This is a genomic window from Streptomyces sp. NBC_01515, assembly GCF_045040345.1.
In the GTDB taxonomy this organism is placed as follows: Bacteria; Actinomycetota; Actinomycetes; order Streptomycetales; family Streptomycetaceae; genus Streptomyces.
The window spans coordinates 8,833,575-8,851,300 of the sequence record NZ_CP109416.1 but is presented as its reverse complement, the minus strand read 5'-3'; the positions used below and the strand labels follow the sequence as shown (position 1 = coordinate 8,851,300).

Genomic DNA, 17,726 nt, shown 5'->3' with positions numbered 1-17,726 from the left:
TACGGACGGTTCCGTATCCGGCGCTCTTCGGCGTTTCCGGGTGCGGATCCGCCGTGGGCACAGCAGCCTGAAGGCATGGCACACCCATCGGAACACCCGCACATCGTGGTCCATCCCCCGGCTCTCGACGGCTCCCGCAGGGTCACCACCGGTGACGAGACCCTCGGTATCGCGTCCCACCTGGACGACGTCGTCGAGATCCTGCGCCTCGCCGATCTGGACCGGATCGAGGTCGAGGAGAGCGACCTGATCGACTGGCAGGGCGGCGGGCCCGAGGACTGGCCCGGCCTGTCGGAGCAGCACGATCAGTGAACCTCAAATAAACCTCTGAATCCCCCTCGCGAGGCTTCAACCACCCCTGCACACGGGCACATTCGTCGCACGAGGCCCGCCGGCACGGGGGCGGCGGGCCCCGTATCAGGGGGTGTCATGAGCGGTGCTCCGACAATCCGGCTCCAGCCTCACGAGGTCGCTTTGCTGCGGGGTGGTTCTCGGGCGGCCGTGACCGTGGCGGTGGTCGCCTTGCATCTGCGGGGTGAGGTGCGGGCCGGGCGGACCGGGACGATGCGGACGTCGGGGGTGGCCGCGGGGGCGGGGCCGCTTCCTCGTCTTACGAAGGCTGTGCACTCTGCGCTGTACCGGCCGGCGGGTATGCGGGAGTTGCTTGATCGGCGGGGTGTGGGTGAGGCGCTCGGTGAGTTGCGTGGGGATCTTGTGGCGGCGGGGTTGCTGCGCAGGATTCCGCCTCGGCGTACTCGCGCCGCGCGCGTGCTGTTGAAGTCCCTGCGGGTTCAACTCCCCTTGCCTGTCGGGCGGGAGGGGGTGTCGTCAGGCGATGTTCTGCTGGCGGTTGCCCTGTACGGGGACACGGCGTTGGTCTCTCTTGTGCCGCGTTTCGCGGAGGCGGCGGGGTTGACCGGGCGGGGTGGGAGCGCTGAGCAGGGAGTGTCGCAGGCCTGGGGTGGAGGGTCTGGGGGCGGGTTCACTTGCGGGGCCGTGTAGGTCCTGCCTGGGGATGTCCGTTGCGGGGTGCGGGTCGAATGTGGCTGGTCGCGCCCACGCGGCGGAGCCGCAAACTGACACAGCCCCGCGCCCCCTTTGGTCGGCGCTTCGCGCCTCCCAAAAAAGCAGGGGCGGCTCATCCTCCCGGATGGGCCGCCCCCTCTGTCTCTCCCCGTCTCTCAGACCTTCAGCGCCCTGATCGACGTCGGTGCATGACCCGGTTCCGTCGCGATCTCCTCGAACTCCACCACCTCGCTGATGTCGTTCGTCTTGCTCATGGCGATGTTGGTGACTCGTTCGAGGATCGCCTCGACCACGACCGGGACCCTGAACTCCGCCGCGAGCTTCTTGGCCTGCTCGAAGGCCGTGCCCAGTTCGTTGGGGTCGGTGACGCGGATGGCCTTGCAGCCCAGGCCCTCGACGACCTTGATGTGGTCGACGCCGTAGACGCCCAGCTCAGGAGAGTTGATGTTCTCGAATTCCAGGTTGACCTGGAAGTTGATGTCCAGGCCGATCTGCGCCTGCCGGATCAGGCCCAAGTAGGCGTTGTTCACGAGGACATGGACGTAGGGGATGCGGTGTTGTGCGCCGACCGCCAGTTCTTCGAGCATGAACTGGAAGTCGTAGTCCCCGGAGAGGGCCACCACCGATGCCTCGGGGTCGGCCTTCGCGACGCCGAGTGCGGCCGGGATCGTCCAGCCGAGGGGGCCCGCCTGGCCGCAGTTGATCCAGTGGCGGGGGCGGTAGACGTGGAGCATCTGGGCGCCGGCGATCTGGGAGAGGCCGATCGTGGAGACGTACCGGGTCTCCGGGCCGAAGGCCTTGTTCATCTCCTCGTAGACGCGCTGGGGTTTGATCGGGATGTCGTCGAAGTGCGTGCGGCGTTGGAGAGTTGACTTCCGCTCCTGGGCCGACGCCGCCCAGGCCGAGCGGTCGGGGAGGGTGCCCGCCGTCTTCAACTCCCTTGCCACGTCCACGAACAGCTCCAGCGCCGCCTTCGCGTCGGACGCGATGCCGTAGTCGGGGGCGAAGATCTTGCCGATCTGGGTCGGCTCGATGTCGACGTGGACGAACTTCCGGCCCGCCGTGTAGACGTCCAGCTTGCCGGTGTGGCGGTTGGCCCAGCGGTTGCCGATGCCGAGGACGAAGTCGGACTCCAGGAAGGTCGCGTTGCCGTAGCGGTGCGAGGTCTGGAGGCCGACCATGCCGGCGTTCAGCTCGTGGTCGTCGGGCAGGACGCCCCAGCCCATCAGGGTCGGGACGACCGGGGTACCGGTCAACTCCGCGAATTCGACGAGGAGTTCGGCCGCGTCCGCGTTGATGACGCCGCCGCCCGCGACGATCAGGGGGCGTTCGGAGGCGTTCAGCATCCCGATCGCCTTCTCGATCTGGGCGCGGGTCGCGGTCGGCTTGTAGACCGACAGCGGTTCGTACGTGTCCGGGTCGAACTCGATCTCGGTGAGCTGCACGTCGATCGGGAGGTCGATCAGGACCGGGCCGGGGCGGCCTGAGCGCATGAGGTGGAAGGCCTGCTGGAAGACGCCGGGGACCTGGGCCGCCTCCAGGACCGTGATCGCCATCTTCGTCACCGGGGCCGCGATCGACGCGATGTCCACGGCCTGGAAGTCCTCTTTGTGGATCACGGCGGTCGGAGCCTGGCCCGTGATGCACAGGATCGGGATCGAGTCGCCGATCGCGGAGTAGAGGCCGGTGATCATGTCGGTGCCGGCCGGGCCCGAGGTGCCGATGCAGACACCGATGTTGCCCGGGCCGGTACGGGTGTAGCCCTCGGCCATGTGCGAGGCGCCCTCGACGTGGCGGGCGAGGGTGTGGTTGATGCCGCCGGATGCCTTGAGCGCGGCGTAGAACGGGTTGATCGCCGCGCCCGGGACGCCGAACGCGTCGCTGACGCCCTCGCGCTTGAGGATCTCGACTGCCGCGCGGGCAGCGGTCATACGAGCCATGGAGTACTCCTGCTTCGGCTGTCGGAATCACATCACCGGCGCGCCCCGCGGTGAAAACTCCTTGCGAGCTTCTGACTTCCGCACGGATTTCCGTATTGCGGAATCTAACTTCTACTATCTGGAAGTAATGTAAGTGGGGTGACCAAGGCCGTCAAGAGACGGACAAGCAGGGGTTTTCAGGAGGACTATGGGGCTCATGTCCGAGAGCGTGCCGGTGCGCTGTCCGGCGTGCCGACGAGAACACGTCTACGCCGCGCCGTCGTATCCCTGTGTGTGCGGGGCCCCTGTCGCCCCGCCGCTGGATCAACGCGGCGTGGCGACGGTCGTGAACCACCGCGTGTGGGACGAGGACTGGATCGCGGTCCGCTGCGCGGCCTGCGGCCGGCTCGACGAGTGGCCGTACCCGGAACTGGGCTGCCCGTGCGGGACCCTGCTGCGGATACCGGTCGCGGGTGCGGAACCGACGTCGGAACCCGCCGCGAGGCCCCCCAAGGTCGGCGCCGAGGTAGAGGGCCGCCCGGCCTTCCAACCCGTCACGATCCGTACCGCGCGCGACGCGGTCACCGCCGCCGCGCTCTACCTCCGCTGGCTCGGCTACCGGGACATCCGCCGCGCCGACCAACGGCCCCCGTCGGGCATCGGCCTCGCCGCCCGCGGCATCCTGGCCCAGGTCGACCCGACCGTACGGCCCGCCTCACTGCGCGACGTGGAATGCCTCTGGCTGACGGCCATGACGGAGTCCACGGAGTGCGTCTACTTCTCCCTGGCCGGCTACGCCGACGACGCCCGCGCCCGCGCGGACGCCCTCCGCGTCCCCCTGTTCGTCCTCGACCTCACGGGCACGCCGCAGCCGGTGAACGACCTGGCTGATCAACTGGACGCGGCGGGGAGTTAGTTGGGCGGGCGGGGTTGGTTCGCGGCGACTCCGGCCGGGGCGGGCGGCGGGCGACCTGACCGGCCAACTCGACGCGGCGGGGGGTTGGTTGAGTGGTCGCGGTTGGTTTGTGACGGCAGACACCGAGCGGCGGGCAGCGGGCGACTGCCGGACCGCGGGACGAAGACGCGGGCCCAGGGAGGCCGTCCGCCGACGGCGACGTGCGGCTACGACGGCCGCGACTGCGGGACGTTGCCCCAAGGCCGGGGCAAGTCGCCTGCCTCACCGCGACCCGTCCCACTCGACCTCACGGGCACACCCCAGCCGGTGAGCGACCTGGCCGACCAACTCGACGCGACCGGGAGTTAGTTGAGCGGTGGCAGCCGGTTCGCGACGACAGACGCCAGGCGACGGGCAGCGGGCGACTGCCGGACCGCTGGACAAAGGTGCAGGCCCACAGAGGCCGCCGCCGACGGCAACGTCCGGCTGCGGCCGCAGCTGCGGGACGCTGTCCAAAGGCCGGGCCGCAAGTCGCGGGCCTCGCCGCAGGCCGTCCCATTCGACCCCACGGGCGCAACCCAGCGGGTGAGCGGCCGGGCCAACCAACTCGGCTCAGCGAAGGTCTAGTTGAGCGGCCACGGCGGTTCGCGACGACAGACGCCGGGCGACGGCCGGCGAGCGACCGCCGGACTGCCGGACATTGCCACGAGGCCGCACCCCAAGTCGCCGGACTACTCGCCGGACTCACCGCCAACCATCCCGCCAGACGCCTCCCAGGCCGTCGTACGCGGCCACCCACCGACTCACACCAGCTCGGCCGAGCACCAGCACCCCCACAACCCAACGCCCCGCACACGCCACCGGCAGACCGCGCACCCGAGTCACCCCACACTCAGGCAACCCGGCAACCCAGCAACGCGACCCACCACGACGCCCTCAGACGCCCACCCGCACCTGGGGACTCCCCACCTCACCGCCCCCGAACAGCCCGCTCCCGCAGTTCGATCTTCCGTACCTTCCCCGACACCGTCATCGGAAAGGCGTCCATGATCTGGAGCAGACTCGGAATCTTGTAGTGCGCCAACCTCCCCTCGCAGAACCCCCGCAGCTCCTCCAGGGTCAGCGGGTCCGCCGGATCCCGTGGGATCACACACGCCAGCACCTCCTCCCCGTAGCGCTCATGCGGCACCCCCACCACCTGGACGTCCGCGATCCTCGGGTGGGTGTAGAGGAACTCCTCGATCTCGCGCGGGTAGATGTTCTCGCCGCCCCGGATGATCATGTCCTTGATGCGGCCGACGATCTCGACGTAGCCGTCCTCGCGCATCATCGCGAGGTCACCCGTGTGCATCCAGCGCCCCGCGTCGATCGACTCGGCGGTCTTCTCGGGCTCGTTCCAGTAGCCGAGCATCACGCTGTAACCGCGCGTGCACAACTCCCCCGCCGCGCCCCGGGGTTGGGTGACACCCGTCGCCGGGTCGACGACCTTGACCTCCAGGTGCGGGAGCACACGCCCGACCGTGCCGGTGCGGTGTTCGAGGTCGTCGTCCCGCCGGGTCTGGAGCGACACCGGGGACGTCTCCGTCATGCCGTAGCAGATGGAGACCTCCGCCATGTGCATCTCGGCGACCACCCGCTTCATCACCTCGACCGGGCAGGGCGAGCCCGCCATGATGCCGGTGCGGAGTGAGGAGAGGTCGTAGGACGCGAAGTCGGGGAGGTTCAACTCCGCGATGAACATGGTCGGTACGCCGTAGAGGGACGTGCAGCGTTCCTGCTGGACCGCCTTCAGGGTCGCCGCCGGGTCGAAGGACGGGGCCGGGATCACGATGCACGCGCCGTGCGAGGTGGCCGCGAGGTTGCCCATGACCATGCCGAAGCAGTGGTAGAAGGGCACCGGGATGCAGATCCGGTCCTGCTCGGTGTACGCGATCAACTCACCGACGAAATAACCGTTGTTGAGGATGTTGTGGTGGGAGAGGGTCGCACCCTTGGGGAAGCCGGTCGTACCCGAGGTGTACTGGATGTTGATGGGGTCGTCGCAGGACAACTCGGCCTCGCGGGACCGCAGTTCCTCCGCACGGTCGGCCGCGCCCCGGGCTGCCATCGCGTCCCAGCTCGGATCGCCGATGTACACCGCCTCCCGCAACTGCGGGCACTTGGGCCGGACTTGCTCGACCATCGCCCGGTAGTCACTGCCCTTGTGGGCCGCCGAGGCGAACAGGACCGAGATCCCCGCCTGGTTGAGGACGAACTCGACCTCGTGGGTCCGGTACGCCGGGTTGATGTTCACCATGATCGCGCCGATGCGGGCGGTGGCGTACTGGACGAGCACCCACTCGGGGCAGTTGACCGCCCAGATCCCCACCCGGTCACCCTTGGCGACCCCGCTCGCGAGCAGCGCGTACGCCAACTGGTCGACATCGGAGGCGAATTGGCCGTAGGTCCAGCGCCGCCCGGAGGGTACGTCGACGAGCGCCTCGCGGTCGGGCCACGCGGCGACCGCCCGGTCGAGGTTGGCCCCGATGGTGTCGCCGAGGAGTGAAGTCCCGCTGGTTCCATGGCTGTACGAGTTCATCGGCGAGTGCATGGGCGTGTTCACAGGCGAGTTCGTCGGCAAGGTCATCGGAAGTCCTCCTCGCGGTACTCGGCGTCCGACCCCGCGGCGGTCGCCTCCCGCAGCTCGATCCGGCGGATCTTGCCGGAGACGGTCTTGGGCAGGTCCGCGAACTCCAGCCGCCGGATGCGCTTGTACGGGGCGAGGACGTCGCGCGAGTGCTCGAACAGCACCTTGGCCGTGTCGGGTCCCGGCTCCCAGCCCGCCGCGAGGACGACGTACGCCTTCGGTACGGCGAGCCGCAGCTCGTCCGGCGCGGGGACCACGGCGGCCTCGGCCACCGCCTCGTGCTCCAGCAGGGCGCTCTCCAGCTCGAACGGGGAGATCTTGTAGTCGGAGGCCTTGAAGACGTCGTCGGACCGGCCGACGTAGGTGATGTAGCCGTCCGCGTCGCGGGAGCCGATGTCGCCGGTGCGGTAGTAGCCGCCGGCCATCGCCTCCGCCGTACGGTCCGGGTCGCCGTGGTAGCCGGTCATCAGGCCGACCGGCGGGTCGGACAGGTCGAGCGCGATCTCGCCCTCGGCCGCGCCCGGCGCACCCGACACCGGGTCGAGGAGTTCGACGCGGTAGCCGGGGCTCGGCCGCCCCATGGAGCCCGTCTTCAGCGGCTGACCGGGGCTGTTGGACACCTGCACGGCCGTCTCCGTCTGGCCGAAGCCGTCCCGGATCGTGACGCCCCAGGCGCGCCTGACCTGCTCGATCACCTCGGGGTTCAAGGGCTCCCCCGCCGCCAGCGCCTCGCGGGGCGGGGTGCGCAGCTGGGTCAGGTCGGCCTGGATGAGCATGCGCCAGACGGTCGGCGGGGCGCAGAACGTCGTCACACCCGCCCGGTCCATCTCGGCCATCAGCCGGGTCGCGTCGAAGCGCGTGTAGTTGTGGATGAAGACGGTCGCCTCCGCGTTCCACGGCGCGAAGAGGTTCGACCAGGCGTGCTTCGCCCAGCCGGGCGAGGAGATGTTGAGGTGCACGTCGCCGGGGCGCAGACCGATCCAGTACATCGTCGCCAAGTGCCCGATCGGGTACGACGTGTGGGTGTGCTCGACCAGCTTGGGGTGGGCGGTCGTGCCCGAGGTGAAGTACAGCATCAGCGGGTCGTCGGCCAGGGTCGGGCCGTCCGCCGTGAACTCCGCGGAAGCGGCGTACGCGTCCTCGTACGTCCGCCAGCCCTCGACCGCCCCGCCGACCGCGATCCTGGTGTAGGTCCCGGGCACCTCGTCGAACTTGTCGACGTCCCCGGAGCGCACGATCACCTGCCGGACCCGGCCGCGTTCGACGCGGTCGCGCAGGTCGGCGGGGCCGAGCAGCGGGGTGGCCGGGATGACGACGGCGCCCAGCTTCATCGCGGCCAGGGCCGTCTCCCACAGCTCGGTCTGGTTGCCGAGCATGACGAGGATCCGGTCCTCGGCGCGGACGCCCTGGGCGCGCAGCCAGTTGGCGACCCGGTTGGAGCGCTCGGACATCTCCGCGAAGGACAGGGCGGCCTCGGTGCCGTCCTCCTCGACGATGTGCAGCGCGGTGCGGTCGTTGCCGGCCGCGATGACGTCGAACCAGTCGAGCGCCCAGTTGAAGTGCTCGGGCCTGGGCCAGGAGAAACCCTCGTAGGCCGTGGCATAGTCCGTACGGTGCGCCAGCAGAAAATCCCTCGCGCTACGGAACGACTCACTCGCCGTCGTCATCTGTCCTCCTAAGTACCGGACCATTGCCGGGCGGCTCTCTGACATCGTGTAATCCGTGATGTGGGTCTCACTACCCCCGTACGGGGGTGTGTGCAGCACGGCGGCCGCAATGAAGGGGCAAGCGGGTGGCGACGGACGCGGCGGGAATGGTGGAGATTCAGTCGGCGCTGGTACGGCTCCGGCGGGGCACAGGGCTGCCCGTCGCCTTCGGCGGCCTGGTGGAGACCGGCCGTAGGCAGATACGCATCAGCGAACTCAGCGGCACGGCGACCTCCGCCCTGCGCGCCCTCGCGGTCACCTCGGGCAACGGCCTCGGCGGCAAGGCGGTCGCCCTCGCCCGCCCGTGCGCCGTCCTCGACTACTCCGCCTCCCGCCAGATCAGCCACGAGTACGACGCGCCAGTCGCCATCGAGGGCCTCCGCGCGATCCTCGCGGTCCCGGTCGTCGTACGCCGCCGGGTGCGCGGTGTCCTCTACGGCGCGCTGCGCACCGCCCAGCCGTTGGGCGACCGGATGCTGAGCGCGGCGATGGAGGCCGCCCGGGACGTGGAACAGGCGCTGGTCGTACAGGAGGAGGTGCTGGAGTTGCTGAGCGCGGCGCACCCGGCACCGGCCCCCGACCCGGCGGCGAGCCCGGCCTGGGAGCAGGTGCGGGAGGCGCACGCGGCGCTGCGGGCGCTGGCCCCGCGCATCCCGGACCCGGCACTGCGGGCCGAACTGCTCGACGCCTGCGGCCTGTTGACGGCGGAGGCGGCCACCGGGGACGTAGAACTCGCGCCCCGGGAGCTGGACGTCCTGGCCTGTGTGGCGGCCGGGGCGACGAACGCGGTGGCGGCGGAGCGGCTCGGGCTGCGGCCGGAGACGGTGAAGGGGTATCTGCGCTCGGCGATGCGGAGGCTCGGGGCACACACCCGCGGGGAGGCCGTGGTAGCGGCGCGACGGGCGGGGGTGCTGCCGTGAGAGGGGTGGTGGCAGCCCCGTCGGCGGCCCCTGAGAGGGCTCCCGCGACGACCTTCTATTCATTCATCGGAGCTTTGAATTTCCTGATGCTGCACAGTTGTTATTTCCCTCACGACCCCATCCATCCGAATTTCAAGGACTGATTGCCTAATATTGGCCCGGACACGCCACACGAGGGGAGCGGTGACCGTGCGACGGGACTTCAAGGAGCCTGCCAGAATCCGCCCCGACCTGGTCATCGGCCGGGAGGAGATGTTCTCCGCCGCCCGTGACCAGCTCGCCGAGGGTGGCAGTGTGCTGCTCCACGGCCCCGCCGGAATAGGAAAGTCGACCGTCCTGCGGGCGTTGGCCGCGGAATACGGCGAGACGGCGCGGACCGTGTTGCGCTGCTCGGCCACGGAGTCCGAATCCCATCTCCCCTTCCTGGCCCTCGCCGACCTCCTTGGTCTGGTCCTGGACGAGGTGTCCGAGCGACTGCCCGCCGCCCAGCGCACCGCGCTCGAATCCGCGCTCACCGGCCGCGGCGAGTCCTCCCTCCAGCGCGACGGACTCGCCCTGCGCCTCGCCGTCCTGTCCGCGCTGCGCGCGCTCGCGGCCGACGGTCCCGTGCTCGTCGTAGCGGACGATCTGCAGTGGCTGGACCCGGCCAGCGCGGAGCTGCTCGGGTTCGCCGCGCGGCGGCTCGGGGACACGCAGGTGCAGATGGTGTTCGCGGTGCGGACCGAGGGCCAGGAGTACGACCGGTATCTGAGCGCGTCGCCGCCGGACACGCTGGCGTTCCGGCTCAGTCCGCTGTCCCGGGCGCAGGTGTCGGCGCTGCTCGACCATCGCGGGTACACCGGGCTGCCGCGTTCCACGGTCCGTGAGATCCACCGTACGAGTGGCGGAAACCCGTTGTTCGCACTGGAGTTGGGGCGCGCGCTGGCCGAGAACCCGACCCCGCCGAGACCGGGCGAGCCGTTGCCCGTGCCCACTTCACTACGCGCGTTGGTGCTGAGCCGGCTCGACATGCTGCCCGCCGAGGCGCGCCGCACGCTGCTGGTCGCGAGCGCGGGCGCCCGGCCCACGGTGGCCCTGCTGCAGACCGCGGGCCGGGAGAACGCCGAGGCGGAGACCGCCCAGGCCGCCGAACTCGGCCTGCTGGCAACGGAGTCCGAGGCTCCCGCCGTCCGGTTCGCGCATCCGCTGATCTCGGCCGCGCTGTACGCGGAGGCGCCCGCGCAGGAGCGGCGGGCCGCACACGCGGCGCTGTCGACCGCGGCCTCCGACCCGATCGAGCGCGCCCGGCACCTCGCCCTCGCGACCACCGGCACCGACCCGGAGGTCGCCGCCCGGCTCGCCGAGGCCGCGACCCTGGCCCGGGACCGCGGGGCGCCCTCGGTCGCCGCGTCGCTCGGGCTGCTGGCCGCCCGGCACACCCCGGGCGACAGCGTGCCGGGGCCGGACGAGCGCCGGTTGCAGGCCTCGGAGGACGCGATCACCGCCGGCGAGCTGGACCTCGCCCGGGACATCGCGCGCGAGGTGCTGACCCGGACGTCGGTGCCCGCCGAGCGGGTGCGGGCCTGGATCATCGTGATCGACACGGCCGGCCACTCGATGGCGGACGTGGACGCCGTCTTCCCGCAGGCCCTCGCCGACGCGGGCGACGACCCCCGGCTGCTCGCCCTGGTCCGCTACCAACTCGCCTGGCGGGCCCTGCTGGTCGAGGGCGACTTCGCCGAGGCCCGCGCGGAGACCGCGCGTTCCGCCGAGCTGGCGGCGCGTGCCGGTGACCGGCGCACCGAACTCCTCGCGCTCTCCTTCCAGGCGCAGACCGAGACCCTGATGGGCCATCCGGACGCCCCGCTCACCATCAAGCGCGCGCTGAAGGAGCCCCAGGACCCGAGGGTGGCGTGCCATCACAACGGCGCCGGCTCGGCCCGGTTCCGCTGGCTGGTGATGAGCGATCAGCTGCCCGAGGCCCGCGCCACCATCACCGCGCTGCTGCGCGAGGTGCGGCGGCGCGGGTCGGTGGAGAGCGAGGTGCACTTCCTGCGCGGCTTCGCCGAGACCGAACTGCGCTCCGGGCACTGCGGCCGCGCCCTCGACCTGGCCCGCGAGGGCCTGCGGCTGGCCCGCGACTCCGGGATCGGCCAGACGGCGTCCGCGATGCTCACCGCGCTCGCCGAGGCCTCCGGCGGTGACGTCGAGGAGGGGCTGGCGCTGGCCCGGGAGGCGGTCGAGCACGCCGAGGAGGACGGCGACCAGATGTATCTCTCCCGTGCCCTCGGGGCCCTGGGATACGCCCAGTTGGTCGCCGGGGACGCGCACGGGACGGTCCGCTCGCTGCGCCGGGTCCGCGAACTGGAGCAGGCCCTCGGGGTGACCGACCCGGCCCGCGGTCGCTGGCACGGCGACCTCGCCGAGGCGCTCGTCCGGATCGGCGAGACCACCGAGGCCCAGGACGTCATCGACGTGACACGTGAACGCGCGCTGCGCCTCGGCCGCGAGAGCGTCCTCGCCGTACTCGACCGCGCCGAGGCACTCGTCCGGGCGGCCCGCGGCGAACACGACGAGGCCGTAGCCCAACTGACGTCCGTTCAGGACCGCCTCGCCAAACTGGGCTACGGCCTGGAGGAGGCCCGCGCCGCCTTCGCGCTGGCGTCGCTGCGCACCGGACAGCCCGGACCCACGTCGTACGACGAGGCGACCCGGCTGTTCCGCCGCTGCCGGGCGCTGCCCTGGCTGCGCCAGGTGGACGAGGCGGCCGTCACCAGGGCGCCGGAACCGGCACCCGTGCCCACGCCCGTGCCCACCCTCGAAGGACTCGACGGGCTGGCCTCGATGGAGCGTCAGGTCGCCGCGCTCGTCATGGAGGGCGCCACCAACCGGGAGATCGCCGCCCGGCTGTTCATCAGCGTCAAGACGGTCGAGGCGACCCTGACCCGGGTCTACCGCAAGCTGGGGATCCGCTCGCGGGTGGATATCGTCCGACTGGCGGCGGGGCGCCGTCCGAACTGAGGACCCTACGGGTTTACTGTGCGGCGACCGAGGGTTTTCCCTGCCCAACTCCCCTAGGGGGTTCCCTCATTGGGAGCAGGGTGTTCCGGGTTCTAGCTTATGGGTGTGCCGCTCGCCCGGGCATACGGGGGTCGGTCCCGCGACCCCCGTTGCACCCCCCACACCCGCGCGACCCCCACCGGCAACCCAATGAGGAGACTCATGTTCGGGCTCAACCGCGCCAGGAGAACGACCGCAGTCGTCGCAGCAGCCGCCGCTGCCGCAGCGACCGCACTGCTCAGCGCCCCCACCGCTGTGGCAGCCCCCCAGCCCATCGTCGGCGGTTCCACGACCACGACGACGTCGTACCCGTTCGTCATGCAGATCACGGACGCCTCGCAGAACCAGTTCTGCGGCGGCACGCTCGTCTCCGCCACCAAGGTGGTCACCGCCGCCCACTGCATGGTCGGCGAGACCACCAGCAGCGTGCGCGTGGTAGGCGGCCGTACGTACCTCAACGGCACGAACGGCACCGTCAGCAAGGTCAGCAAGATCTGGATCAACCCCAGCTACACGGACGCCACCAACGGCGACGACGTGGCCGTCCTGACGCTGTCGACGTCGATGCCGTACACGACGGCCTCGTACGTCTCCTCCTCCCAGACCAGCGTGTACGCGGCCGGCACCACCGCCCGCATCCTCGGCTGGGGCACCACCTCGGAGAGCGGCAGCTCCTCCAACCAGCTGCGGACCGCGACCGTCCCGATCGTGTCCGACTCCAGCTGCAAGAGCTCCTACGGTTCGGACTTCATCGCGTCCGACATGGTTTGCGCCGGATACACATCCGGCGGCGTAGACACCTGCCAGGGCGATAGCGGCGGTCCCCTGCTCATCGGGGGCGTCCTGGCAGGGATCACTTCTTGGGGCGAGGGCTGTGCCGAGGCGGGTTACCCGGGTGTCTACTCCCGGCTGACCACGTTCTCCAGCCTGGTGACCACGCAGGTCAACTCGTAACCCGGAAGAACTCCTGAGCACCCCTCAGGGAAATACCAGGGTGCGTTGCGGGCTTCCACGAGCAGCCCGCAACGCACCCTATCCATGTGCGGGCCACTGACCGGCCCCTAGAGCGGACCCCTTCCCGCCTGTTTCAATGAGCGCCGGATGGGAGTGATCGCATGGTGTCCACCGACCGTTTCCTCGCCTTCGCCGCGATGTCGTTGCTGGTGATCGTGATCCCGGGCCCGAGTGTCCTGTTCGTCATCGGCCGCGCCCTCGCCCACGGCCGCCGCACGGCGGTGGCGACGGCGATCGGCAACGTCGTCGGCTCGTACCTGCTGGTGACGGCGGTGGCGTTCGGCATCGGCGCGCTGGTCGAACGCTCGGTCACGATCTACCTGACGGTGAAGCTGGCGGGCGCGGCCTACCTGATCTACCTGGGCGTCCAGGCGTTCCGCCACCGCAAGGACCTGAAGGCGTCCGCGATGCAAGCAGCTCCTGGTCAGGAGCCCCGGGGCGACCTCCGCACGGTCCTCGACGGAGCCCTGGTCGGTGTCACCAACCCCAAGGGCGTGGTGTTCTTCGCCGCCGTACTCCCCCAGTTCGTCAACCACTCCGCGGGCCACGTCCCGCTCCAGATGCTCCTGCTGGGCCTCATCCCGATCTCGATCGGCCTGGTCACGGACACCCTCTGGGGCCTGACCGCCTCGGCGGCCCGCACCTGGTTCGCCGGCTCCGACCGCCGCCTGTCCCTGATCGGCGGCGCGGGCGGCTTCACGATGATCGGCCTGGGCGTGACGGTCGCGGTGACGGGCCGCGCGGACTGACACCGTCCGCGGGTTCTCGGGTTCTCGGGCTCTCGGGCTCTACGGCTGTACGACCGTCCCGAACCGGATGTCGTACGGCGTCCCCTTGTGCAGCGTGTCGAGCATCCGCGCGCCCTCGGCGACCACTTCGCCCTGCTGGGCCCTGGTCAGCTTGCCGAAGGGCTCGACGACGAGGTGGCCGTTCCCGTCGTCGATTTTCCAGACCCCGGCGAGGAACCCGTCGACGAGGAACGTGCGATGAGCGACGTTGCCCCACCAGGCGCGGCCCCAGTACTCGGGCGGTACGACGCGCGTGCGGTCGGCGTGGGAGAGGAGCAGGTTGTCGAACTCCGGCAGGAAGCGCGGCGGGGCCGGGGTGTCCGCGTCGGGGCGGGGCGCGTCCGGGAGGTCGAAGAGTTCGACGCCGTTCGGATCGTAGAAGGTGACGAGCTGCGGGCGCAGCCGCTCGAAGGCCTCGCGGAGCCGGGTCAGCCCGGCCCAGGTCTGCATGTCCTTGACGGAGGCCGGGCCGAAGGCGGCGAGATAGCGCAGGACGGTCGCGTCGGGGGCGGGCGCGGGTTCGGCGGGCCGCCCGAGCCAGTGCTCAGCGGTGGTGAGCACGACCTGTCCGCTACGGCCCCAGAGCCCGCGCGGGGTGACTTGCACGAGCGGGAGCTTGCAGCGGGCGGCGATCCCGAGGGCCTGCGGGTCGGCGTCGGGCCACTCGACGAGGAGGGCCTCGCGCAACTCCTTCATGGTGCGCGGCTCGGCTTCGACGAGTTCACGGGCGAATACGGCGAGCCGGTCCAGGTCGACACCGACGAGCCCCTTGCGGAAATTGCCCAGCTCGCGATCCCGGGCGGCCTGCACGAGCGGGCGGAGGGTGAGGCAGTCGGCGGCGGTGTGGGTGTGGATGGTGGAGCGCATGGTGACGATCCGGACGACCTCGCGCTCGGCCATCGGCCCGGACAGTTCCTCGGGCCCGAATCCGTCGAGGCGGGCGGCGAGGGCGTAGTACGGCGGCTTGACGTTCTGGGCCTGGAGGCCGAGGAGATGCTCGACGGCGGCGCGGGCGGAGAGCGGGGAGCGGCGGAGGAGGAGTTGCCGGTGGAGGGTGGCGCGGTTGAGGGAACGGGTGTCGAGTACGGGGGCCTTCGTCATCGTCGCCGCCTTCGTCGCCTTGGTTGTCTTGGTCGTCACGCTCCGCACGCTAACGGTGAATGCGGACACCTTCTGTCCGCAACTCTCACCGAACCCCGAACCCCGAACCCCGGATCCCGGACCCAGGCCGTTTACCCTTTGCCCCGTATATCCTGCTCGTGCTCCGTGATCACGCAGCCGTAGGCCCGATCGAGAGGCACCGCGATGCCCCAGCGACGCGCCCGCCCCACCTCGGACAACGGCAGAAACAGCAGAAACAGCAGGAACGGCAGGACGCCCGGCTGGCGCCGCACGCCGCCTCCACCCCCGGCGCCCGCTCCCGAGCCCCCGGTGTCCACCGCCGACGCGACCCCCTCGGACCCCTCCGACGCGGGCAGCGTCGTCCAGGCCGCCCTGTACCGGGACGGCGTGCGCGTCTCGGCTCCGGACACCCTCGCCGACACCTTCCGCGAACTGCGCGAACAGCCGTCCGGCATGGCCTGGATCGGCCTCGCCCGCCCCACCGAACGCGAACTCCTTTCCCTGGCCGAGGAGTTCGACCTCCACCCGCTGGCGGTCGAGGACGCGATGGAGGCCCACCAGCGCCCCAAACTGGAGCGCTACGGCGAGACGCTGTTCGTGGTCCTGAGCGCGGCCCGCTACTTGGACACCACGGAGGAGGTCGACTTCGGCGAGCTGCACGTCTTCGTGGGCCCGGACTTCGTGATCACGGTCCGGCACGGCGCGGCCCCCGATCTGTCGGCGGTCCGCCAACGCATGGAGGAATCCCCGGAGTTGCTGAAGCTCGGCCCCGAGGCGGTGCTGTACGCCATCCTCGACGCGGTCGTCGACGGCTACGCGCCGGTGGTCGCCGGCGTCCAGATCGACATCGACGAGATCGAGACAGAGGTCTTTCGCAGCGAACCGCAGGTCTCCCGTCGCATCTACGAACTCTCCCGCGAAATGGTCGAGTTCCAACGCGCCACCCGCCCCCTGGTCGGCATGCTGCACAGCCTGATGGCAGGCTTCGCGAAGTACGGCACCGACGAGGAACTCCAGCGCTACCTCCGCGATGTCGCCGACCACGTCACCCACACCAGCGAACGAGTCGACGGCTTCCGCCAGGCCCTCACGGACATCCTCACGGTGAACGCGACCCTGGTCACCCAGCAACAGAACGCGGAGATGCGGGCGTTGGCGGAGGCGGGGTTCGAGCAGAACGAGGAGATCAAAAAAATCTCCAGCTGGGCGGCCATCCTCTTCGCTCCCACGCTCGTCGGCACGATCTACGGCATGAACTTCACACACATGCCGGAGTTGCGCTGGGGCTTCGGATACCCGTTCGCGATCGGCCTGATGGCGATTGTCTGCGTCAGCCTGTACCTGATTTTCAAGCGACGGGACTGGCTCTGAGTGATCGTCCTGGGAGGCGCTGCCGCGAGGGAGTGCAGCCCGGAACGCGGACGCCGAGGTCGTGTGCGAGGCCGTTGGGGAGAAGCGGGAGAATGGGCGGCGCTGCGGTCCGGGCGGCCCGCGCCGGGAACAGCCGGTCCGGTCGGGACGGTTGCATCGAGTGAGGGCCGGTGTCGTACGGGCGGGGAGCACGGAGACCACAAGGTCGTCCGTCCCGCCAGGAACCGGGCCTCAGGATGGCGGTACGCCCGCCGCGCTCCTTTGACCAAGACGTATCTGTGCTCTCCGCAGGAGGAATGTTTCATGACTGACCGGCCCTTGACGCTCATGGCAGTGCACGCCCACCCCGACGACGAGGCCACCAGCACCGGAGGGGTGCTCGCGCGGTATGCGGCGGAAGGCATCCGCACGGTGCTCGTGACCTGTACCGACGGCAGTTGCGGTGACGGACCGGGGGGTGTCAAGCCGGGCGATCCCGGCCACGATCCGGCGGCGGTCGCCCTGATGCGGCGTCAGGAACTTGAGGCGAGCTGTGACGTCCTGAAGATCAGCGACCTGGAGATGCTGGACTACGCCGACTCCGGAATGATGGGCTGGCCGAGCAACGACGCCCCCGGATCCTTCTGGCAGACCCCCGTACAGGAAGGCGCGGCCCGGCTCGCGGACCTCATGCGGCAGTACCGACCTGATGTGGTCGTCACCTATGACGAGAACGGTTTCTACGGCCACCCCGACCACATCCAGGCCCACCGCATCACGATGGCGGCGCTGGAGATGATCGAGCCGACACCGAAGGTGTACTGGACGACGATGCCCCGCTCGGGGATGCGGCGGTTCGGCGAGATCATGCGCGAGTTCCACCCGGAGATGCCGGAGCCTGACCCCGCCGAGGCCGCCGAGATGGCCAAGATGGGCCTCCCCGACGACGAGATCACCACCTGGGTGGACATCACCGCGTTCAGCGACCAGAAGTTCGACTCGCTGGCCGCACACGCCAGCCAGGGCGACAACATCTTCTTCCTCAAGCTGGGCAAGGAGAGGTTCAGCGACCTGATGGGCGTCGAGACCTTCGTCCGTGTCCAGGACACCACCGGCGCGGCCGTACCCGAGAAGGACCTCTTCGCCGGACTGCGCTGATCAGTCGGCCCGCTCGACCGGCCCGACCCGCCCGGGAAAGTGAATCGACCGCACGACGCGGACGCGGGCGCGGACACGATCAAACGGGTCACAGGCGGAAGTCAACGCCCGTGTCGCCGAGTTGGCCCACGAGCGGGACGAGATGGGGGCAGCGTCCGGTGGT

At 70.3% G+C, this 17,726-nt stretch carries 13 protein-coding genes; 9 read left to right on the top strand and 4 right to left on the bottom strand.

Translation table 11 applies throughout. From position 1 onward, the window contains the following. Positions 1-75 precede the first annotated feature (75 nt). Together OG407_RS39570 and OG407_RS39565 are read left to right on the top strand one after the other, a co-directional pair. The gene (locus tag OG407_RS39570) at positions 76-312 is read left to right on the top strand and encodes a hypothetical protein (RefSeq protein WP_405864816.1); all 237 of its coding nucleotides are present in this window, start codon (positions 76-78) and stop codon (positions 310-312) included. Positions 313-429: 117 nt separating this feature from the next. Further along, positions 430-1,002 carry a TIGR04222 domain-containing membrane protein gene (locus OG407_RS39565; RefSeq protein WP_405864814.1) on the top strand — a complete coding sequence of 191 codons (573 nt, stop codon included), beginning with the start codon at positions 430-432 and terminating at the stop codon, positions 1,000-1,002. Positions 1,003-1,181: 179 nt separating this feature from the next. On the opposite strand, the gene gcl is transcribed toward OG407_RS39565, so the two are convergent. Then, positions 1,182-2,966 carry a glyoxylate carboligase gene (gcl, locus tag OG407_RS39560; protein WP_405864812.1) on the bottom strand — a complete coding sequence of 595 codons (1,785 nt, stop codon included), beginning with the start codon at positions 2,964-2,966 and terminating at the stop codon, positions 1,182-1,184. A gap of 187 nt (positions 2,967-3,153) precedes the next feature. Here gcl and OG407_RS39555 point away from each other — a divergent pair, with 187 nt between their 5' ends. Further along, on the top strand, positions 3,154-3,861 hold the full coding sequence (locus tag OG407_RS39555; RefSeq protein WP_329348817.1) for a hypothetical protein: 708 nt from the start codon (positions 3,154-3,156) through the stop codon (positions 3,859-3,861). Positions 3,862-4,810: 949 nt separating this feature from the next. Here the strand turns inward: OG407_RS39555 and OG407_RS39550 are convergent. Together OG407_RS39550 and OG407_RS39545 are read right to left on the bottom strand one after the other, a co-directional pair. Next, a complete protein-coding gene (locus tag OG407_RS39550; protein WP_405868840.1) occupies positions 4,811-6,418 on the bottom strand; it encodes an AMP-binding protein in 1,608 nt (535 codons plus the stop codon). A 44-nt stretch (positions 6,419-6,462) separates the two neighbouring features. Continuing rightward, positions 6,463-8,133, bottom strand: coding sequence for an AMP-binding protein (locus OG407_RS39545; protein WP_405864810.1), 1,671 nt, complete (start codon positions 8,131-8,133; stop codon positions 6,463-6,465). 125 nt (positions 8,134-8,258) lie between these two features. Between OG407_RS39545 and OG407_RS39540 the strand changes: the two genes are divergently transcribed. The 4 genes from OG407_RS39540 (at position 8,259) to OG407_RS39525 (ending at position 13,894) form a co-directional block, all read left to right on the top strand. Next, positions 8,259-9,092, top strand: coding sequence for a response regulator transcription factor (locus tag OG407_RS39540; protein WP_405864808.1), 834 nt, complete (start codon positions 8,259-8,261; stop codon positions 9,090-9,092). 183 nt (positions 9,093-9,275) lie between these two features. Next, a complete protein-coding gene (locus OG407_RS39535; protein ID WP_405864806.1) occupies positions 9,276-12,092 on the top strand; it encodes an ATP-binding protein in 2,817 nt (938 codons plus the stop codon). A gap of 201 nt (positions 12,093-12,293) precedes the next feature. After that, on the top strand, positions 12,294-13,085 hold the full coding sequence (locus OG407_RS39530; RefSeq protein WP_365307212.1) for a serine protease: 792 nt from the start codon (positions 12,294-12,296) through the stop codon (positions 13,083-13,085). 161 nt (positions 13,086-13,246) lie between these two features. Then, positions 13,247-13,894 (top strand): LysE family translocator, encoded by a 648-nt coding sequence (locus OG407_RS39525; protein ID WP_405864803.1) that lies wholly within the window; start codon positions 13,247-13,249, stop codon positions 13,892-13,894. 39 nt (positions 13,895-13,933) lie between these two features. Here OG407_RS39525 and OG407_RS39520 read toward each other — a convergent pair whose 3' ends face one another. Beyond that, positions 13,934-15,034 (bottom strand): winged helix DNA-binding domain-containing protein, encoded by a 1,101-nt coding sequence (locus OG407_RS39520; protein ID WP_405868838.1) that lies wholly within the window; start codon positions 15,032-15,034, stop codon positions 13,934-13,936. A 204-nt stretch (positions 15,035-15,238) separates the two neighbouring features. Between OG407_RS39520 and OG407_RS39515 the strand changes: the two genes are divergently transcribed. Both OG407_RS39515 and OG407_RS39510 read left to right on the top strand, forming a co-directional pair. Continuing rightward, complete coding sequence (locus OG407_RS39515) at positions 15,239-16,426, top strand: magnesium and cobalt transport protein CorA (protein ID WP_405864801.1); 1,188 nt, start codon at positions 15,239-15,241, stop codon at positions 16,424-16,426. A gap of 303 nt (positions 16,427-16,729) precedes the next feature. After that, positions 16,730-17,563: a PIG-L family deacetylase gene (locus OG407_RS39510; protein WP_405864799.1), complete on the top strand. Its 834-nt coding sequence runs from the start codon at positions 16,730-16,732 to the stop codon at positions 17,561-17,563. The last annotated feature ends 163 nt before the right edge of the window (positions 17,564-17,726 follow it).